Annotated in this window: 16 protein-coding genes; 5 read left to right on the top strand and 11 right to left on the bottom strand. The window is 61.7% G+C overall.

The window, feature by feature from the left end:
• Nucleotides 1-127: 127 nt before the first annotated feature.
• A complete protein-coding gene (locus Y88_RS18795) occupies nucleotides 128-865 on the top strand; it encodes a TetR/AcrR family transcriptional regulator (RefSeq protein ID WP_008069674.1) in 738 nt (245 codons plus the stop codon).
• A gap of 60 nt (nucleotides 866-925) precedes the next feature.
• Here Y88_RS18795 and Y88_RS12135 read toward each other — a convergent pair whose 3' ends face one another.
• Together Y88_RS12135 and Y88_RS12130 are read right to left on the bottom strand one after the other, a co-directional pair.
• Complete coding sequence (locus tag Y88_RS12135) at nucleotides 926-1,375, bottom strand: alpha/beta hydrolase family protein (protein ID WP_050805630.1); 450 nt, start codon at nucleotides 1,373-1,375, stop codon at nucleotides 926-928.
• A gap of 296 nt (nucleotides 1,376-1,671) precedes the next feature.
• Complete coding sequence (locus Y88_RS12130) at nucleotides 1,672-2,643, bottom strand: hypothetical protein (protein WP_232281053.1); 972 nt, start codon at nucleotides 2,641-2,643, stop codon at nucleotides 1,672-1,674.
• On the opposite strand from Y88_RS12130, the gene Y88_RS19210 reads away from it, so the two are divergent.
• The 3 genes from Y88_RS19210 (at nucleotide 2,642) to Y88_RS12115 (ending at nucleotide 4,526) form a co-directional block, all read left to right on the top strand.
• Nucleotides 2,642-2,959 carry a hypothetical protein gene (locus tag Y88_RS19210; protein ID WP_232281052.1) on the top strand — a complete coding sequence of 106 codons (318 nt, stop codon included), beginning with the start codon at nucleotides 2,642-2,644 and terminating at the stop codon, nucleotides 2,957-2,959. The genes Y88_RS12130 and Y88_RS19210 overlap by 2 nt on opposite strands.
• A gap of 137 nt (nucleotides 2,960-3,096) precedes the next feature.
• On the top strand, nucleotides 3,097-3,897 hold the full coding sequence (locus tag Y88_RS12120; RefSeq protein ID WP_008069663.1) for an AraC family transcriptional regulator: 801 nt from the start codon (nucleotides 3,097-3,099) through the stop codon (nucleotides 3,895-3,897).
• 71 nt (nucleotides 3,898-3,968) lie between these two features.
• Nucleotides 3,969-4,526 (top strand): GNAT family N-acetyltransferase, encoded by a 558-nt coding sequence (locus Y88_RS12115; RefSeq protein WP_050805629.1) that lies wholly within the window; start codon nucleotides 3,969-3,971, stop codon nucleotides 4,524-4,526.
• A 150-nt stretch (nucleotides 4,527-4,676) separates the two neighbouring features.
• On the opposite strand, the gene Y88_RS12110 is transcribed toward Y88_RS12115, so the two are convergent.
• The 9 genes from Y88_RS12110 to Y88_RS12080 form a co-directional block, all read right to left on the bottom strand.
• The gene (locus Y88_RS12110) at nucleotides 4,677-8,216 is read right to left on the bottom strand and encodes an AAA family ATPase (protein ID WP_081458663.1); all 3,540 of its coding nucleotides are present in this window, start codon (nucleotides 8,214-8,216) and stop codon (nucleotides 4,677-4,679) included.
• A gap of 24 nt (nucleotides 8,217-8,240) precedes the next feature.
• A complete protein-coding gene (locus Y88_RS19405; RefSeq protein ID WP_008069657.1) occupies nucleotides 8,241-8,585 on the bottom strand; it encodes a hypothetical protein in 345 nt (114 codons plus the stop codon).
• 167 nt (nucleotides 8,586-8,752) lie between these two features.
• Nucleotides 8,753-8,980 carry a hypothetical protein gene (locus tag Y88_RS19205; RefSeq protein ID WP_157132642.1) on the bottom strand — a complete coding sequence of 76 codons (228 nt, stop codon included), beginning with the start codon at nucleotides 8,978-8,980 and terminating at the stop codon, nucleotides 8,753-8,755.
• Between the two features lie 345 nt (nucleotides 8,981-9,325).
• Nucleotides 9,326-9,529, bottom strand: a complete 204-nt coding sequence (locus Y88_RS18975; RefSeq protein WP_008069650.1) for a ribbon-helix-helix domain-containing protein — start codon at nucleotides 9,527-9,529, stop codon at nucleotides 9,326-9,328.
• 56 nt (nucleotides 9,530-9,585) lie between these two features.
• Nucleotides 9,586-10,242, bottom strand: coding sequence for a ParA family partition ATPase (parA, locus tag Y88_RS12105; RefSeq protein ID WP_040702568.1), 657 nt, complete (start codon nucleotides 10,240-10,242; stop codon nucleotides 9,586-9,588).
• Nucleotides 10,243-10,324: 82 nt separating this feature from the next.
• Nucleotides 10,325-13,306, bottom strand: a complete 2,982-nt coding sequence (gene mobF / locus Y88_RS12100; RefSeq protein ID WP_050805628.1) for a MobF family relaxase — start codon at nucleotides 13,304-13,306, stop codon at nucleotides 10,325-10,327.
• A complete protein-coding gene (locus tag Y88_RS12095; protein WP_040702547.1) occupies nucleotides 13,303-14,100 on the bottom strand; it encodes a hypothetical protein in 798 nt (265 codons plus the stop codon). Before Y88_RS12095 ends, mobF begins: the two co-directional genes overlap by 4 nt.
• A gap of 527 nt (nucleotides 14,101-14,627) precedes the next feature.
• Nucleotides 14,628-15,845, bottom strand: coding sequence for a helix-turn-helix domain-containing protein (locus Y88_RS12085; protein WP_008069637.1), 1,218 nt, complete (start codon nucleotides 15,843-15,845; stop codon nucleotides 14,628-14,630).
• 341 nt (nucleotides 15,846-16,186) lie between these two features.
• Nucleotides 16,187-17,695 carry a GGDEF domain-containing protein gene (locus tag Y88_RS12080; protein ID WP_232281051.1) on the bottom strand — a complete coding sequence of 503 codons (1,509 nt, stop codon included), beginning with the start codon at nucleotides 17,693-17,695 and terminating at the stop codon, nucleotides 16,187-16,189.
• A 435-nt stretch (nucleotides 17,696-18,130) separates the two neighbouring features.
• On the opposite strand from Y88_RS12080, the gene Y88_RS12075 reads away from it, so the two are divergent.
• Complete coding sequence (locus Y88_RS12075) at nucleotides 18,131-19,258, top strand: AI-2E family transporter (RefSeq protein WP_008069631.1); 1,128 nt, start codon at nucleotides 18,131-18,133, stop codon at nucleotides 19,256-19,258.
• Nucleotides 19,259-19,449: the final 191 nt, after the last annotated feature.

Genomic DNA, 19,449 nt, shown 5'->3' with positions numbered 1-19,449 from the left:
TTGCGACATTCCCCGCATCCGCCACCACGGACTTATATATACTAACAAGTATCGTTATTGCGGCGGTGCTCACAACAATCAAGGCAAATCTGGGCAGGTCCGCTAATGCCTGCTAGATCCACCGGCTGTGACCACGCCAATTCCAGCCAGCCCCGCCCGCAGCCTCTCGCCACGCCCCCAAAAGGGCGGACGCCCTCCACAAGGGGTCGCAGCCCTGCTGGGGCCGCAGATCCTTGCCGCGGCGCTGGAAGAGTTTCTTGAAAGGGGATTTGAAAGCGCAAACATGGATCGCATTGCCGCGGCGGCCCAGGTCACCAAGCGAACGATTTATACCCGGTTCGAATCCAAACAGGGACTCTTCTTCGCGGCGATCGAGCATGGGGTGGAACGACACGCGCGATCGGTCGTGATTTCCGTGCCTTGCGGAAGCCTGAAAGATCGCGTGCTCCATATCGGCCGCAAAGCCCTCGACCTCTCCCTCCAGCCAGAAGTCATTCGCCTCGAACGGTTGATGCAATGGGTCGCCGATCAGCGGTTGCGCGCACCGCAAACGAAATTGCCGATCGTCTCCGACGGCGCGGTTGAAATGTTCCGTTCAGTTCTGCGTGGGCACAAGGATGCCAGCCTAGCGCAGGACGATCTGGAGTTTCTGGCAAACTATCTCTGCGATATGCTCATCCTCGCGCCGCGCAATCAGATCCTCATCCGGGGCTCGATGGAAAACTCATGCCAGGCAAAGGCGAACTATTTCGAGCGCGCCATCGGCATGATCACAAAATCGTTTCCCTTCGCGATCGACTGGTACGCACAGAATTTGCCCGAAGAAAATCTTGAAGAGATGATCAAAGACCCGCTTTCAACATGACTTTCCTGAGGCTTGAAGGCCAGATATTGGGGCGCCGATTGCCTTAGGGTCTGACCATGTTCACTGCCCATGTTGTTCGATGAAACGCACTACGGTTTCAACCACATCTGGTGCAAGCGGCAGATTCGGATCCGCGTAAGTGGCATAATTGGCTCGTCGATCATCCGATGTGACCTGCTTCAAGATATGATTGGTATCAGGAAGTTGCTTAATCATAGCTGAGGGATTCGCTGCCACGAGACGCCGCGCGTCTGACACACTGACCTGAAGGTCTCGTTCTCCCTGGATCACAAGCACTGATTTTCCGGCCTTGGCGATGAGATCCGCTGGATCCACTGCAATCTCACTGATCAAGAAGCCTTGAATTTCCGGCCTGAACAGGGGGACCAGAGGCGGCGGAAGGCTCGCCGTATCGACCCGCCGCCCCGCCAATAGCGTGTCGATCGCCTGATTTGCGACATCGAGAAGGGGGGCGTTGGCAGGGTTGGCCCGAAGCTGTTCCTTGAGCACGACACCGATCGGCCGCCCTGGGGCGGACACGAGAATCAATCCACACACATGCTCTGCCCCGGATGCTGCCGTGGCCACCTTACGGGGCCGTCTATAGCGATCGTAGGCGAAAGTATGAAGTCGGAGAACGTGGCCAGCCAACTGAACAAATGGCAGGTTCTAACGAGCTAGTTTTGATTGGCGAATGGCCGCATTTGGGGCGGCCTTTATCTTATCTCACTTCGTCACACGGGCACGCCAGACACCGACCCTGCGGGCCTCCGTGGCGCGCGGGCCTTTGCAGTGACCGGTAGGCCTCATTCGCATTCCTGCGCGCTTGCTAATATACCGTTGATCGCATCGGCGGCCATGGCAGCGGCGGTGGCCGGGGGCTTGCCGAGGTTGGCCTGATATGACGCGGCAAGTTCGCGGCGGGCGGCGGCGATGTCGGCGGGCGTGACCCCGCGGCGGCTAGGGGCGCGGGCATTTTCATCACGCGGCGCCATGCCAAGCCGCGCCGCATCGAGTGCGGTTGCGTAAATGCGATAGGCGGCAAAGCGTATGGTGCCCTCGCACTGGGGCCAGGCGTGGTTGAGTTTGGCATCAAGCGCGGCAAGCTGCGGCATGGGCGGTAGCGTTTGGGCGCAATCGGTATCGAGGACGAAATTGTCTAGCGTCGAGCCAAAGGCTGATGCCGTCGCGGCGAGCAGGGCTGGATGGCGGATGATTGCCGCACACGACAGGCTGCGTCGCGACTTGCCGCTAGTTACCGGCCCGTCATCCTCGGGCATGAACGGCCCCAGCACATTGAGGAACATGGCGAAACGATTCTCGGAGACAAATATGTCGTCGACCCCCTTCACCGTCTGCGCCCCGGTTTCCGGATCGGAGAGCATAGTCCGGCCGCTGTCCGTGGAGAGAAGGTTAGCCATCAACGGTGTCAGAAGCGCGGTGATACGCTGGCGCTTACCGTTGAGGGCAGGATCCGCCCAATTGGCGCCCGCCGGCTCGGCCGCCCAGATCGAAACAGCCTCGAACACCGGCGCAAAGGCCGGATCGGTTCTGCGCAACACTGGCAGCGCCACATCGGGTGCGCGCATCAGGGCCGCAATCGCCAAATCATTGTTGCGCTGCTCATACCGCCCGCGTAGGCAGTCGGCGATGGCGCTGCTGGATGCGGGACGCGCGCAGTCACGCATCTGCTTCAACACCTCACGCTGGGCGGCCAATTCGTTGGACTGGCCGGATCCGAAAGCACTCACCCGGCTCAATGCGAAAAGCGATGCCATGGTGTTGTCGCTGTCGGCAAGGTCGGTGATGTTGCAGATCACTCGCTCGATGTCTGTGCTGGTGGCCGAGCAGGAGAAGCTGGGTTTGATGGGCGCACTGGGGGGCGGATTAGCCTTGGCGGATGTCACGGCGCCGAGCACGACCAACATCGCGGTAAGCCATCGCCAATTACAGGCCCTGATCATTGCCAATTTCTCCAATGCTCTCATTCAGGACGGTTTTATGGTGTTTCATCAGGATCGGATAGCTGGAAATCGCGAGGTAAAGTGCAGGTCAAACAACGGCCAACTGGCGGTGAACGAAAGACAGCTTTGAGAGAACACGTGCTGGGCGGCGAACGTCAGTTTTTGGCGGCGTACGTGTCCACTCTCGGCAAAAGCTCGGCCCAGCCAGCAACCTTCTGGTTGATTACCGAACTGTTCTAAACCTTGCGACGCATGGAGCCGTGGCCCATGATGACAGCCATGCCTAGCAATGCTTTCTCCATTCAGTCGATGGCCGGTCGAGGCGTGGTGGCCGTGAAGGCGAGGTCTGGGAAGACTTTTGTTCGCCACACCCACGAGGAATATGGCATCGGCATCCTTCTTGCTGGCGCCCAGCGTTCATGGAGCGGTCGCGGGACGGTCGAGGCCGGTGTCGGCGATCTTATCACCGTAAACCCCGGCGAGGTACACGATGGCGCACCCATCGGTGATAGCCGGACCTGGGCGATGCTCTATCTCGCGCCAGAGAAGGTGAGTGAGGTGACGCGCGACATCCGTGAAGGAAAATCAGCGGAGATGGAGTTTGCCAGCCCCGTTATCCGCGATCCGCTTACCATAGACCGCTTTATCGCCGCGCATGCCGCGTTTCGATGTGGGGATGAAGAGACCGCCAACGAACAGTTCATCCTGATGATTGCCGGACTTTTGCAGGATGCGCCCGAGAAATCGCGCGAAATGCCGTGCTTACGCCAAGTTCGGGCGTGGATCGATGATGCCCCGGCCGCGCGGCACACGCTAGAGGATTTGGCGAACCAAGCTGGACTGAGTCGTTTTCAACTCTTGCGTGGGTTCGCCAAATATACCGGTTTGACACCGCATGGCTATGTGACGCAGCGTCGGCTGGACATCGCACGGTCAATGATCCGTCATGGGGCCGACCTTGCCGACGCTGCCATCGACACCGGATTTGCCGATCAGAGCCATTTCCACCGCAGCTTCACCCGCCGCTATGGGCTGACCCCAGGAGCCTATGCCGCCGCAATGCGCTGATCCATTGCAATATCGTTCAAGACGGTCCCGGACGCCTTCTGCATGATCGCCGGATCACAGGAAGGTGCCTTATGAACCCGACAAACGAAAATGCTCCGACAGATACGATCCGGCTATGCGATGCAGACGATGTGTCGACGATCCTGCGGATCATTAACCTCGCGGCTGAGGCCTACCGAGGCGTGATTCCCCCGGATCGCTGGCATGAACCCTATATGCCGCTTGGCGAACTCCAGTCGGAAATGGCCGAGGGCGTGGCCTTTTCTGGCTTTGCGGTGCAAGATGAACTGGTCGGCGTGATGGGCATCCAGCATGTCAAGAATGTCCGCCTGATCCGTCACGCCTATGTCCTGCCCGAATGGCAAGGCCATGGGGTCGGATCCCGGCTTATCGCCCATCTGCGCGGCGCAGACGAGACGCCGGTTTTGATCGGCACTTGGGCGGCAGCCAACTGGGCGATCCGGTTCTATCAGCGCCATGGCTTCGAATTGGTGCCCGAAGCCGCAACAGGCCCGCTGCTCAAGACGTATTGGCATGTGCCGGAACGACAGATCGCCACCTCCGTCGTCCTGGCTTTGCCAGCATTATCGGAAGGTGGCGCGGCGCGATTGATGGCAGAGATCGCATGAGATCGGTCTGGAAAGGGCCGCTGGACTTTGGCACACTCACCTGAATGAAGGGGCGGTTTCGACGAGCCTAAAGGAGCCGCCAAACGGCGGCTTTTAGGGCGTCTTAAGCCATCCACGCCATTCCGTCCTCCTGTTGCCGCTCGCTTATTTCTAGCCTGAGTCGTAGAGGACGCCGATCACGCGACGCGCCGAGATCATGAGCGGCACGTCGTCACCGCTGCCAACCGCTTCCGTCGCGACGACCATTGAGGCGCCAAGACCACCGATAGTCTCGAACTGCCGTAGATGGCCGAGCCCGCCGGGCAGCCGACTGCCGACGCGTTTGAAGATACTAGCCCCGTCCTCCAGCGTCACTGCCACAAGCCTACCGACCCAACCGTCGAGCTCGCCAGGCGTCAGTTCAGCACCGCCGAGGATGATCTGTCCCGGCAGCGCCAGCGGGATCGCACTGTCCTCCTTCACTCGATATGCGACCTGCACAGTGTGGAGTTCCGCCACGTCGTCGATGGGAGTGGCCTCGCCACCGCCAGCCGGCGGTGCCATGTTCGTGAAGACGGCGCCAACGATGCGGTACAGGCGGATCTTGCTTTCGTCGAAAGTCAGCGTAGGTCGGCTGTTGCGAGGGTCGGGCATCTGTGCTGACAGCGAAATTCCGATCGATCCGGGTGACCTGGCGAGCCGCCGCGCAAAGGTCTTTCCCTTGTTCCGCGCGATCACCAGATTGTGGTCGCGACCCGGATAGGGCTCCGCCTCGACGATGGCGACCGAGCCAGAAGGGATCGCGAAGCCCAGGCTGTCGCCGCGGACGAAATACAGCGACTTCTCTTCGAACCAGGCACCTTCAAGCGTCTCCTCCGACACGTCCTGCGAGCCGCCCGATGGGGACGATCCCATGAAAGCCGCGATGTCCGGGCAGATGGGGACACTGATGGTTGGCGCTATAAATGGCCGGAGCGCAACTACGTTCGTCGTATCGATATTCGTCTCCTCCAGCGGCTCGCGCCAGCGATGAAGACGGAACTGCTGGTGCACCTTTTCGACGTTTGTCCTCAGACGAGCAAAGATCGGGTCGAGTCGCTTGACGTCCATATAGGTGATCGACGCCTTATCGTGATGCGACTCGTTCAGCACCCGTCGCGCTTCGGCACCTTCTGCGAAGGCACTATCGTCCACGAACTGCTTTACCAGCGGATGTCTGAAGAGTTCGCCGGAGCCGCCCGTCACCAACCCGCGAAGCCGATCGACCAGCGGGATGAGTGTGAGCGCCTTGGTCGCAGTGGTGTAGGCGGGATGCGCGATGCTGTCGAAGAGGTCGCCGAGGCGCGCCTCCAGAAATACCCGCAAATCCGATGCATAATCTTGCGCGGCACAGTGGTTGTCGTCGGACTCGAGGAATATCACCCGCTTGCGATCCACTTCCTCCTGCGCAGGCGCGACGAATACTGTGGGATGTACAGAGTTTACCGGATGCACTGAAAGGTGCTCCGCCCGGTCGCGCCTTTCGGCAACCAGGCAGCGCGCGAATTTGCGATCGTGTGTAGTGATGAGTAACTGCGCATTGGCGGCTAGCCCAGATAGCCCTCGCGCGAGCCGCTCGCGGTTGTCATTGTCGAGCAGTTCCTGCGGATCGTCGAGCACCAGCGTGAGCAGGCCTCCGCGCTGTTTGAGAACATGCTCGCGGAAGGCTAGAAAGAAGCCCAGCAGTGCGCCCCGAAGTGCCGACGCGTTGGAAATGTGCTGGGCCGGAGCGTTCACACCGTCGCGACCGACCTGCAATCCGAGAATTCCTTTGGCGTCCATTACCGTGCCGGTCAGATCGGGCGCGTAGGTGGTCGCGTTTTGGTACATATGGTTGCGCCAGTGGTCGCATCGCGTCTGCAGGATCGAGCGAAGGCTATCGACCTGCGCTTGCGCGAGCGTGCCGAGAGGCATCAGTGCTTGCAGACCTGCGGCTGCCCGGCCGCACAGCACCAAACGATCGAACTTCTTCGCCCGCTCGGAGCGAGCGGCCTCCATGCGAACGATGCAAGTGCCCGCCGTGTTCAGCGGCGCAACGCTTTCCACGATCTTCAGCAGGGTCTTGAGGCGACGTCCGATCGCTCTCTCTGCATTCTGCCCGCAGCTATCGCCCTTCCGAATTGCTAGGATGAACCCAAGCAGTTCGGCGGTATGGGCCGTGCGCCACTTCGCGAACGCGATGGCCCTATCGACCCGTTTCATCAGGGTTAGGAGCGTGCCCGCGTGGCCCGCTACGCTTGCCGGTAGCGAACGGGTTGACGGCTCCTCGAACGGCGGAAGGTTGGCGGCCATCTCGGCGACGAGCATGTTGCTGTCCTCCGCCAGAGCGGAAAGGGAACCGCTGAACCCCTCTGTGGCATACAGTTCGGCGGTCATGCCGGTCACCAGCAGTTCGGCGGGTAGGGAGGGAAGATCGGCACGGGCCTCGCCGATGATCGCCTCTGGCAGTTGCTGAAGCAACTGACCGTGCCACCGTGAGGCCCACTGCGCGACGGTTTGGGCGATCAGTTCTCGGCTCGTCTCCGCTTCGACCAGATGGTCGGCCACAGCCAATCCGGTTACTGGATCGCACGCACCCCGCAGGTCCGCGGTGCAAACGGGACAACGGCCGTCGGCGGCGTGATCGTGCTGATGGATCCAGGTCGATACGAGCGCATAAAGCTGCGCCCGCTTCGCGCGGTCGGGGCTCTCCGCCAGTTCTGCCAATTTCGCCGCCTCGGCGTGCACCTGCTCGAACCAGCCATCCACGGCCGCCACCTGCGCCGCCTCGAGCGAGAGACGCGACAGCCGGGCGATGGACGGAAGATTCCCGACCTGAGCTAACTGCTCGATCGCCGGTCGGATGCTGCGTTCGAGATCGTCCCGGGCCGCCTTTTGCTGCGGATCGAACCCGGCACCGAGGACGCTCTGTGCCGTGGCCAAGCCGTTCGCCTTGGCCTGGGCGAAGTGTATCGCGATGTCCGCAAGGCGCTGGCCGGCATCCTCCGCATTGATCTCCGGCACATCGCCGGCAAACCCAATGTCAGGATTCTCCGAGATCACCGACGCGAGGTCGGCGACATGCTGGGCATATCGATCGCCGATCTGGTCGATCTCAGCCTCGATTTCCTTGGTCGACCGCTTGGTTATCCGTTCGGCTGCCTTCTCTGCGTGCTTGGCAAGATCGACCAGGTCCGCAAGGCCGGTCAGTCGCGCGACGGCGGTGCCGAGCTGCGATGTCGATCCAACCGCCAGGAACGGTAGCATCGCGGGCATAGTAGTCGCGATGCGCCATGCAATCGGATCGACGCCCAGCGCATCAAGGTTCGGTTCCGATTCCTGCAGCTTGCCACGCGAGTTGCGCGTCTGATGGCGACGGATCGGCGGCAGTTCGGTGCCTTCGCGATCGGCGAAGATCAGCTCTACCCAAGTATCGGCGGGAATCGGCTTCCCGTCTTCGGGCAGTTCGCTCCCGGCGTTGGGCATCGGCGTGACGGAGGACATCGGGTGTACGGTCACGTTCCCGTCCGCTCGCGTGACCTCGCACGGGAATTCGGTCATCCCCGATTCGGGTGTGCGCTGGGAACGGATCAGATGCCCAGTGATGCACCAGATGATGGCGTTGAGGATCGACGTCTTCCCCGATCCGTTCGCCCCCTCGAACAACGTCACGTCCGAACTGGGTCTGAACACGAAGGGATCCGGGGTATCAGTAGGTTACCCATGCACATGCAGCCCGGCGAACCGATGTGCGACCATCCGGACCAGCTTTAGCGACCGCTTCGTCGCGACCGTCCCGACGTTCGCCGCCTCCTCCAAAGCAGGCGGCGGCGTCGCGACCGCGTCGATGATGGCCTCGATGTCGTCGGCCCTTTGATTTGCCGCCCATCTGCCCCCATTGTCGCGGTACCAGCCCAGCACTGCGCGGCTATCGTCCGTGGGGAGCGAGAACGAGCCTTTACCGCTGACCAATATCTCGCGGCCGCTGATGAGATCGACGAGCACGCCCTCGGTCGTCAGCAGATGGATATCGCGCGCAGGTCGCGCGCCATCGTCGGTCATATTCAACCCCCGGTTAAGCGGCTTACCTTTCACGACGGACCGCTATTAGTCCAGAAGAACCATTGTTGCAGTCCCGTCAGCCACTCGATCAAAGTCATTTGCTTCTTCGATCGTACGGAACTCAGATGCCCCATTGCCGAACGCGATCAGTCCGCAATCGGCCAGAGTTAACCGTTTGGAAGCTTCAAAACCGCATGAACAAAATGCAGTTTCTGACAAGCCGACTTCGAGCCGTGAACGTCGGTAATTAGGGCGCATTGGGGCACCAGGAAGCCACTTTGTTCATGCCAGTGCCCATGAATATGCGATGCGGCGGCCGCCATCAATTTGATATCAGCCGCCGTCGACTGCCAGACCGACCCATCAACAACCGACTTGGCTGCCGGCGCGCGCATTGTGCGTCGCCTATCCGCCCGGCTCGTTTGAGGAGCAGGATATAATAGTCGTGCTTCATGATGACACGATGCGGTTTGCCGGCTCGCAGAATGATGATTTTGTCGTGCTCGGCGCGGTTGGCTATCGCCAAGGGGTGGCTCTGCAAATACTCGACAGCAATCCGCACGGTCCGTCGAGGGTAGTTAGGTGGTGTACGCTTCATACCTGTTGTCCTTGAGGCAGAGGGCTAGTTTGCTTGATCGGGTTAGAATTTTTGGCCGCAACAGTTGGGCCCGCTTGCCGCACGGGGTGCAATAGAACGCCCTGGGCTGCTTCTTTCAACAGGCCTTTGCCGCCAACCCCAGTCATTCCCCGACCGGGCTTTCACCATGCTTGCGCAGCACATCGTTGAAGGCCTCAGCCATTAAGGCCTGTAAACTGATCCCTGCGCGGCGGGCGCACATGTGCAGCGCTAGCGACATTTCCGGACTGAAGTAGCCCGATATAACCTTGCGCCCGGCACGGCTCGGCGCAGGTCCGGCTGCCGGTACCTCGACAGCAGGCTTCATTGGTGTCGTTTCCACAATGCCACTGCTCGGTCTGTCGGCGAGATTTCCAAACCGGCTCATGCCTTGCCACTCCCCACATGTGCACCTGTGCACATGTCCACTTGCGCACAGGCCCACATATGGATCTGTGCGATCTCGCCAGCGGCTTTACTGTCAGCCTCGGCCTCCATCACGGTTTGCCCAGCGGCACTGGCATGGCGGTAAATGGCGCGGTCGGGGATGGTGTAGGGGCAGACATCGACCCCAAAGCCAAGGATCAACTCGGCCGCCTCGGCATACATTTTGGCCGCATGGGCCGGACCGGCGGTGAACACCACAAAGGCTGGCTTGCCCAAGAGCCGCACCAACTGGATGGTGGTCCTGATCGCAGCCAGATCAAAGGCGCTGGGGCGACAAGGGATCAGCACCAGATCAGCCACCTCAACGGCGCGCGTGGCCGCCGTGTCGGCATGGGGCGGCGTGTCGACCACGATGAATGTGGCCCCTTGCGCTTTGGCCGCCTCAACCTTGGCCGCAATGCGCGGCGGCGCGCTGTCGATGACTTCAGGGGCAGCGCCATTGCGCCACGCGGCCCATTGGCTGGCCGTGGCCTGTGGATCGACATCAATGACGAGCGCTGTCTCTCCCGCAAGCTCTGCGGCGGCGGCAAGATGGATAGCCAATGTGGTTTTCCCAGCGCCGCCTTTTTGGCTGACAATCGCGATTGTGGGCATGTGCACATCCTTACATGGCCACATGTGCGCGTGTGCACATGTGGGAATTGGTGGGTCGAACGGAACCAAAGGGGGGGGGGCGCTAAAGGCCGCGTTCCTTCGTCTTTTCCGGAACATCAGGGCGCTGTGGTCCCTTGTGTTCATCGGGATAGGCCCGCAGATTTTCTGGTTGCATGGCCGGGCTGCTCATCACGGCGCGCCAACGGGCGGCGGATTCAGCCCTGATCTGTTGGTTGAAGCCGCTTTGCTCGCGATAGATTTCGAGCGCCGACGTCTTGGTTGCGGGGTTGCGCTCAACGGCCCGCTCGAGGCCCGTGCCACTATCCACAAACAGCTTGGGGTTCTCGGCGATACGGGTCAGCGCGACATGGAGATTGCGCGAAGAAGCCAGCATTTTGTCCTTGCTGTCCATCACGACGATGCCATTGGGCGTGGTCAGGCCCTGCACGGCATAGGCATTGATGGCATAGGCTAGGTCAGATTTGCGCATCGTCAGGCTATCGAGCGCAAGATCGAGTTTGCGGTCATCGCCAAGCCGGACCGTGACATCGTTCCCCTTTAGCTGCTCGATCACCGCCTGCTGGGAATTGAGCACGCCGGCCTGATGGTCATTGGCGGTAAAGCGGATTTTGTCACCGGGATGGAGCCGGATCTGCCGCTCGTCATAGACCGATATGGCATCCTCGCTGAGGTTGCGGGCCAGTTTGCCCGGAACCAAGGTTAGCTTCTTGCCTTCGGCGTCAAGCTGCACCTTGTCGCAATCCACACCGACGATCTTGGCCAAGGTGCCCTTGGCCAGGCCCTGACGGATGAGATCGGCCCTGATCTCGACAACCCGCCCTTCTTTATAAGGCAGCATGGTCCGCGCTTCTTCACGGCTCATGTTCACACGGTCATAAATGGTGTGGATGCGAGCCCGACCGGTGAATTCTTGGTTGAACTGTCGGATGCTCTGCGCCTCGGTGTTCAGTTCAGCGGTCAGCTTTCGCCCAGCGGCGATCAGCAGGGTCTGATCACGGGCCTCCTTGGGCAAGCAACCCCACTCGGATACGGCCCGCGCGGCGAGTTCATGGCGCGGATATTCTTTCGTGACAGGGGCCAGAACCTCAAGGGCGCGTTTCACTTCACCACCATCAAGCGCGGTGGCTACCTCGCGCATGACGGCGGATTTAGCGCGGACATTTTCGGTCACCTCGGCCGTCTGCATTCCAGCTTTTTGCGCGTCGATGAAGGGCTTGCCCGCTGACACCGCACCATGCTGGCGGACATCCCCGACCTGGGCCAGTCGCGCCACCTTTGCGGTGTTGGCGATCTGGAGCAAATCGGCGGCCTGCTTCGAGCCGACGGTGGAAGCTTCATCCAGCAGCACCACTGCGCCGCGCAATTCGGTCAGCGACCTGTCGCGCAGAAACTGGGAGGCCGATGGATCCAGCAAGGCCCGATGGCGGCCAATGAAGGAGGCGACCGACAAGGATGGCACCTTAAGGTCGTCGCCCAGTTTTCTGGCGATCTCGGTTCCGACCGCCAGCGCGATGACGGCATGACCTTTGGCCTCCGCTATGCGCGCCACCGGCAAAAGCATGGTCGATTTGCCCGCGCCGGCCACACCCTGCACGCCAATTGTGCGATTAGTTGAGGAAAGAATGAGCGATGCCGCTGACTCTTGTCTGGGCGACAAACGCCGCAGGCCAAGATCACGCGCCACCCTTTGAACTTCCGGGCCAGCCCCCTTGGCGATTATCGGGCGAACTTGCCCGACGCCTTCATTATGAAGCGCTAGCACTTGACGTTCCAGCGCGACGGCCGCCTGGGTGGTGACCATCTGACCGTCAGCGTCGGCAATCAGTAATCCGCGCGATGCCAGCGAAGCGATCCGCGCCTCGACCTCGCCCACTTTGACCGGCCCGCCAAGGCTAAGACTGGCCCGAACAAGATCGAGGCGATTGAAAGCAGCTTGATTCTCCGACAAGTGCCTCGCACCCGCCGCAACGGCCTGCGCCGCAGCCCATTCCTGCGGCGAAAGACGGCCGGGCCGCTCTGGTACCAGCGGGTCGGCCTCATGTGCTTTGATCCCCATCGCCTCGACGAACGCGACGCCGCGGGCGGCAACTCCCCGAACCTGATCCACAATCGTCGACCACAAGGTTTCTCCGCGCTCAGCCCGCGCCATGGCAGCCTCGACGATGGGGCGAGGATCAAAGCCAATCGCTTCGGCGCGGGCCGCCCATTCGGCGCGATCTGCGTCACGTGACTGGCCCGGATCTTTGGCTGCCCGTGTCGCTTTGGCTGCAACATCCCGTTCTGCAGCCGTGCCTTCTCTGCCTGTCGCTTCGATGTGAGCCTCAATTTCCGCAGACCTCGTAGAGAATGCCATGATGGCTTCTCTAGAAACGCCGGCGATTTCAAATTGGCCAAAGGATGGGGTGGCCGCAGGTACCACTTGATAACCCAGCGCTTCGACCCGCGCTCTCAAATCGGCATTATGGACCGCGCCGATGGTGGTGAGGCGTTCGTAAATTTGATCATTATGCACTGCCCGCCATTGGCCATCCGGCCTGAGCGTGGCATTGGCGATCACGCTGTGAACATGGGCTTGAGGGTCGCGATTTCGGCTCAAATCGTGGGTAAAAAGGGCCGCGACCATGCTACCGGTTTTAATGGGGATTTGTTGGCCGGTTTGCGGGTCATACCGCCGCGCCTCCAACAAATTGGCCTGAACCCAATCGAGCGTAGCCCTGGCGCTTTCCTGTAGCGCGGTGATCAATCGCTCATCGCCGCCCATCATCGCCAAAAGACTAAGGCTTTTCGGAGACGAGAAAACGAGATCAAGACCCGCCCTGCGGTCCTGGCCGTCCGGGGTTTTGATCTGCGCGCCATTCGGCAAACGGCCTGCCAGCACCGCCTCGAAGCTGGCATTTTCGACGGCGCCGCGCAGGCCGAGCGCTTCGGCCCCCGCGCCATGCCATTGGCCGACTGCTTCAGCTTCGGCGCCGCTGTAGTAATTGTCTTTGGTATAATAGGCAGCAGCGCCTGCCGGGCTGGAAATGGCTCCAAGGCTGATCATTTGCGGTGCCCCCGGCTCGTATCGATCTCGGTAAATGTGAAAGAAGGGCAGGACCTCACGCCGTTGGCCTGCTCGTAGAGAGCGCAGATGGCGTTGCTCGTGCTGCCAAACATGCCGACGGTTATGGGGTTGGCCAGCCACGAGTCAGGGAGTATTTTAGCCGCCAGCAGCAGCGAAAATGCGCTGAACACGAAGCCTATGGATGCAAGGCCAAGCAGTTCCCACCAGGCAAACGCGATGTCATCAAAGCGGTAGGTAATATGCGGACGGGCCTTTTTGACCGCGTCGGCAAGCGTGGTGAGGCGGGTGCTGATTTCGGTAAGCCTCGGATGCTCAGCCACGCTGGCATCCAGTGCATCCAATCGTCCGATGAGCGCAGACTGGAGCCCGTTCACATAATCGTGGAATGGCTGGTAGCAATGCTGAAGCTGCTCGCGCAGTTGCAGCACCAGGCGTTCGTAAGCCGCTTGGGTAGCTTCCTCGCCCGCGTTCCAGCGGCGCTCCAGTTTGCCGACCCTGCGGTCATGGTCGCGCAAGGCGCGGTCCAGCTCTATGTTAAGCGCCGCCAGTTGCGCGGCCAGTTCGCCGAGGCTTGCGAGGTCTGTCGGGGCGGTGGAGTGGGTGAAGAGCGGGCGGCCATCGCGGTGGGCGGTGACAGCCTCGACTGCCAGCTGGCGCAATAGGTTTGAGCGGTGGATACCCTGTGCATCGGCCAGGTCGTCAATCGCGCCCACCAGTTCAGGACCGTATTTGACGTTGATCGAGTCTGTCTTGCCGACCGGTGGCTTACTCATGCCCACCTCCTGCGGCTAGAGCGCAAGTGGCTGTTATAGATAGAAAATATCCAAAGCGGCTAGCGCAACCCACGCGCGCACTTAACTTGTTTCGCGAGAGTTGCGCGCTAGCTAGAGGGTAGAACCGCCAAAATCCGCCATTCTCGCCACCTTCCAACAAGGCTGGAGACCAGCGTTTTGTGTGCCCCTTCCTTTCGTGATCATGGGTATGGGATTGCCCCGACACTTTCGCATGCGAGCCGATTTTGGGGCCTGTAAGGCCATAGCACCCCACGGGGCGCAGGGGGTGGACCGATGTCATATATGATCCTCATGAGAGCTGACTGGCTGCGACCGCACGGGCGGAAGCTCGGCGTAGATCGCCGCAATGTCCGCCCAGGTGATGGGGGTTGGTGGAGCAGGCCGGGTGTAAAACGGCGCGTGGTGTTGGAAGCGGACGTAGAAGTAGCTGCCGGCCCAGCTCATGGCTGGTGCATCGCTGTAGACTGCGCCGTACATCAGGGGTGCTGCCGATTTAGCCTCTAAAGTCATAGATCCTCCCGATGGTACTGTCGGGAAAACTCTCGCCGGCCGCGCGCAAGGCGATGGAACGCTTGTGCGAAAGGATTGGCGGAAGCCGCCTGGGCACCGAAGCCATCTGGCAGGCTCGCATTCGCTGGCAGATCGTCGACCGACATCAGCAGGCCGCGCATGTTGGTCGCCCCTTTGGCTAGGTGTCTAGTGAGCCCATGCCAGCAGCCGAGCGCGGATCGCGCTCGATACGGATGGTCATCGGCAAGCCGCGCGTTGCGGTCGATGATCAGCACGCAGAGCGCGGACGCCTCCCTGCCGAGCAACGCGCAAGCAGTTCCCCATTGTCGGGGCTTGATGCCGAGGCGCCGAGAGCTGAGTTCGGCCGCTCGCACAATGTTCGGCCAGCTGGGGCCGCCTTGCGTTGCAACCAGCAGTTGGAAGTCCTCACTGGCCACCCTGACGGCCGCCTGGGCCGTGGCCACATCCGATTGCAAGCCACGCGCCGGCCTACAGTTATGAAGAAGGTTGCTTGAGGAAGTATCTGGTCGGGTGAAATCTTCCGACCGGTCGGCGGTTTCCTGCTCACCGGACGGTGTGGAAATCGCGACCAACACCGCTTCCAGATCGGCCTTGATCTGCTCCAGCCGCTCGATGCTGGTGATGCACGAGGTGCGCCCGCCGGGCAGGACATGCTCTGCCTGCGCCATAGCGGCGGGCGAGGCCTGACGGATCGCCTGACGCAGTGCCCCGATCTCGGCGCGGAGGGCGGTGCGGGCCTTCTGCGCCAACGCTTGCGCCTGGCGCTTGGCGAGGATTTTCTCGTAGCCGTTCACCATCGGCGCGAGGCTGATGCCGAACAGCGTGATGATCTTGTCATTCTCGCCGCGTTGCCCGAAGCGGCGGCCCTTGCCGGTGGTCGTGCGTGCGATCAGCCCGGCCTTGATCAGCTGGTTCTCGGCGTTATTGAGCACCCGCGTGCTGACGCCGATTGCTTCGGCCAATCGGCAGGGACTTTCCCAGACGCCGCAGAGGCTACCTGGTTCGAAGTCGCTGACACGGCATTTGTCGATCAGTGTTTCGAGCAAAACCAGCGCGGTCTGCGAAAGCTTGTATTCGCTCCGCATCCCCTTAACCCAGCGGTGTAGGGTCTTGGCGGAAACCTTTTCTGGCAGGGTGACATGGATGCGCAGCCCCAGTGAGGGCGCGGGGGATTTGGCAACCGCGGCGCTCATGCGGCACCGCCCGAGCGGTTTACACTTGCATGGTTGACAGAGCTACCGTAAAAAATCCCACGATACGCCGCCAAGCTATCGACAGGACCGCTGGTAAGGGTTGCCGCCCTTCCAGCGGTTTTTCGTTTTGGCGGTGGTATCCCGGGATCAGGCGGTAACGCCTCCAGTCCGCAGCTGTCGGCGCATATGAAGCAGAAAGTGGGAATCGAATTGACGGAACGGTCCTTGCCGCTTCCGTCCGAAGCACCCCAGCGCTTCGCCAAAACATTATCAAATTCAGAGATATAATCTATCTCTACGACCTGATGGACGATGCCTGTCCACATACTATACGCCTACTCTCAGGAATATGTATGTTTCAGGCTGACTCGCTCTACCCGCTCCAACTCCCTTTCCATCGACGCCGGCAAGATCCCGTCCCCACCCGGACGTCCCGCGCTCATCACGCAATTGCGTCCCGCCTGCTTCGCGCGATAGAGCGCTTCATCGGCAAGGCGATAAAGGCTCTGGAAATCGGCCGCCCCGCGCGCTTCGGCGATGCCGATGCTGACCGTCACGGCCCTGAGCGCGGGCCCGTGGTCGCATTCCGCCACTTCCTGCCGCACGCGATCGGCAAATTGGGTGAGGACCGGACCGGACAGCCCCACTACCACCATCGCGAATTCCTCGCCGCCGAAACGGGCGACCGCGCACATGGCGCCGTCCCAGCGGCTCAATCGTCCGGCCAGTCGGCACAGGACCTGATCCCCGACTTCGTGCCCATGCGTGTCGTTGATCGTCTTGAACTTGTCGACATCGACAAGCAGCAGGGCGAACGGACTGTGTTCATCCTCGCCTTGCCCGATCATGGCGTCGACTGCCTCGACCAATCCGCGCCGGTTGCGCAATCCCGTCAGGGGATCGCGACGCGCCAGTTCGTGGGCCGTCGCTTCGGCCTGACGCGCCCGGTCGCGTTCGAGCCTGATCCGGGTCAGACGATGCGTTGCCGCGACCGAGATCCACAGTGTCTGCCAGGTGGCGCCGAGCAGGACCAGCATCTGCGCCCCGCCGCCCCAGAACAGCGAGGCGGTATCGACCACTTGTGTGGTCGCCAACACCACCATCGGCACTGCCCAGGCCCCGGCAAAGGCCCGTGCCTCGCCGCTGCCGCGCCGCCATGCAATGCCAAGGCACAGCGCGACCGCAACGAGATCGGCAAGAGTCGCGATCCCCAGCACTGCGCCCCAGGCGTCGATGGAACTGCCCCGGACCAAACTCGCCGGAATGCCCAGAGCACCCGTGGCCAGACCGCATCCGATCGTGACTCGGCGAAGCGCCACCGGCACCGTGTCGCGCGCGAGTGCAGTCACCGCCCCCTGCGTCGCCAGAGTCACCGCGAGGCAGGCGAGCGCCGTGCAAATCTGGGAGGATGGCGCGCCCGCCAGCGCGCCATTCATCAGGAGATCGAACTGGGACCAGAAAAAGCCCCAGAGCACCATGCAGGCAGCCCACGCGCCGAGCCAGGCCGGAAACTGCCGTCGGACGGCAATGGCCAGCGCGGTATTATAGATCGCCCCCAGAAACAGCAGCGTCAGAGCACAACCGACGGCAGCGGCCAGCACGTTCGCCTGAAGATTGGCTTCGTCCACTCCAAGCAAACGCATGCGCAAGAGGTGGACGCTCGCCAGCCGGTCGAACCGCAGCACCAGCGCGACAGGCGCAACGCGACGATCGGGCGCGGAGAACAGGATCTGCCCCCCCGCCCGCCAATGGGCACCGAATGCCCCGGTCGCGACCTGCTGCCACTGCGTCAGACCATCGGCATAGACAAAACCGACACGCAGACGGTCGAAGCGAGTGTTGTGCAACATGAGCGCCACCCCGTCTCGAGCAGGCCCAACCCGATCAGACCGGGCGAGATCGACGCGCAACCACAAGGTGCCTTGCTGATACCCCTGCGGCTCGCCGCTGCACCGGAAGTCCGGAACGACCGCATCGGGCGTTCCCGGCGCCCCCGCTACCGCATGGCACAAGCCGGAGCCGAGAGTCCGGGCAACCGCACGTGCGGACGGAAAAACAGCCCCACCCATGATCGACAAAAACAGAAACAGCAGTCCCAGAGGCGCGTATGAACGCCCCCTTCGCGATTCTGCCATACCCGTCCCGTTAACCATCACAGTGCTATCGCACGATTCCGTCAGCAAATGTTTACTGCATTGCACTGCGTCCGCGAAAAATCGTCCGGCATCATGTCCGATCGACGGACCGATGTGGCGCCCGCGACGACGCTAGGCTACCCACGAGGCATGACCGAAGACACCGAGAATGCGGCTCCCGGCAGCTGGATAGCGACCACACCCCACCGATGGTCGCAAGGACAGCGAATCGCCGGGATGTGTGCCGTCGCGGTTCTCGTTTTGGCCGGGATCTGGACATTGCATCCGTTCCTGCCTGCCTTGGGCTGGGGCGGGATCTTCGCGATATCGCTGTGGCCGATCCACGAACGCTGCGCCGCCCACTGGCCGTCAGGGCGCGGGCTCGCGTTGCCGATCCTGTTCACACTGCTGGTCCTGCTGATCTTCGTCGTGCCGATGGTCATGGTCGCAAGCGCGGTCATCCACGACAGCATGGCCGCGACGCAATGGTTGGCCACCGCCAATACGCAAGGGGTGCCGGTGCCGGACTTCGTGGCACATTTGCCCTATGGCGATCACCTGGCCGCCTGGTGGCAATCCTACCTCGGGACACCCGAAAGCATCAGCCGCCTTTCGCACCGGGCGACCGACATGCATCTCCAGACCGGCGAAAAGATCCTGGGGGGCCTCGCCCATCGGTTGATTCTCTTGTTTTTCATGCTGTTGACGCTGTTCTTCCTCCTGCGCGACGGGACGAGCGTGGCACAGGCCTTGCGCATCGGCAGCCGTCGCGCGTTCGGCGAGGCGGGCGAGCGAGTCGCGCATCAGGCGGCACAAGCGATTCGCGGCACCGTGAACGGCCTCGTCATCGTCGGCTTTGGCGAAGGCGTCCTGCTGGGATTCGCCTATGAGCTTTCCGGCGTTACCCATGCGGCCTTGCTCGGCCTTCTGACCGGGCTCCTCTCGGCCATTCCCTTCGGCGCCATGGTTGCGGTCGCTGCGGCAGCAGGCCTGCTCGTTGCCGACGGCTCCATCCTTGCGGCGGGAATCGTGCTGGTCATCGGTATCGTCGTCATTTTCGTCGCCGACCATTTCGTGCGCCCGGCCTTCATCGGCGGAGCGACTCGCCTGCCGTTCCTGTGGGTCCTGCTCGGCATTCTCGGCGGCATCGAGACATGGGGTTTGATCGGCCTCGTCATGGGGCCTGCGATCATTGCCGTGCTGATGCTGTTGTGGCGGGAATGGGTCGGCATGGTCAAAGGACCGTTGAACCCCGTCGAGGAAACTGCCGCCGACTGATTCGACGCGGCACCACCGACTGCGCAGGGCGCACGGAAAACCTGCCCCCCAAGCGCTTCCTGCGAAGAATCCCCTAGCGAGTGTCGACGGAGCCTTAGCCTTCCTGCCCCATAGAGAGAGGCAGACATTCGGCAAACGGTTCCCGGTTAAACGTCCTCTGGCCGCCCTTTGGTTAGGCTTACGAGGCCGTT

Source organism: Novosphingobium nitrogenifigens DSM 19370, assembly GCF_000192575.1.
GTDB classification, from domain to species: domain Bacteria; phylum Pseudomonadota; class Alphaproteobacteria; order Sphingomonadales; family Sphingomonadaceae; genus Novosphingobium; species Novosphingobium nitrogenifigens.
Note: the sequence above shows the minus strand (reverse complement) of the source record. Positions and strands in the feature narration are given on the sequence as shown.

Bases quoted from the DNA above. Each gene is read 5' to 3' on its own strand.
- Y88_RS12085 (WP_008069637.1), bottom strand. From the start codon at position 15,845: ATGAGCGCCGCGGTTGCCAAATCCCCCGCGCCCTCACTGGGGCTGCGC.
- Y88_RS12120 (WP_008069663.1), top strand. From the start codon at position 3,097: ATGATGACAGCCATGCCTAGCAATGCTTTCTCCATTCAGTCGATGGCC.
- parA (WP_040702568.1), bottom strand. From the start codon at position 10,242: ATGCCCACAATCGCGATTGTCAGCCAAAAAGGCGGCGCTGGGAAAACC.
- Y88_RS18975 (WP_008069650.1), bottom strand. From the start codon at position 9,529: ATGAAGCCTGCTGTCGAGGTACCGGCAGCCGGACCTGCGCCGAGCCGT.
- mobF (WP_050805628.1), bottom strand. From the start codon at position 13,306: ATGATCAGCCTTGGAGCCATTTCCAGCCCGGCAGGCGCTGCTGCCTAT.
- Y88_RS12080 (WP_232281051.1), bottom strand. From the start codon at position 17,695: ATGTTGCACAACACTCGCTTCGACCGTCTGCGTGTCGGTTTTGTCTAT.
- Y88_RS12075 (WP_008069631.1), top strand. From the start codon at position 18,131: ATGACCGAAGACACCGAGAATGCGGCTCCCGGCAGCTGGATAGCGACC.
- Y88_RS19210 (WP_232281052.1), top strand. From the start codon at position 2,642: ATGGTGTTGTCGCTGTCGGCAAGGTCGGTGATGTTGCAGATCACTCGC.
- Y88_RS19205 (WP_157132642.1), bottom strand. From the start codon at position 8,980: ATGCGCGCGCCGGCAGCCAAGTCGGTTGTTGATGGGTCGGTCTGGCAG.
- Y88_RS12115 (WP_050805629.1), top strand. From the start codon at position 3,969: ATGAACCCGACAAACGAAAATGCTCCGACAGATACGATCCGGCTATGC.
- Y88_RS19405 (WP_008069657.1), bottom strand. From the start codon at position 8,585: ATGACCGACGATGGCGCGCGACCTGCGCGCGATATCCATCTGCTGACG.
- Y88_RS12130 (WP_232281053.1), bottom strand. From the start codon at position 2,643: ATGGCATCGCTTTTCGCATTGAGCCGGGTGAGTGCTTTCGGATCCGGC.
- Y88_RS12095 (WP_040702547.1), bottom strand. From the start codon at position 14,100: ATGAGTAAGCCACCGGTCGGCAAGACAGACTCGATCAACGTCAAATAC.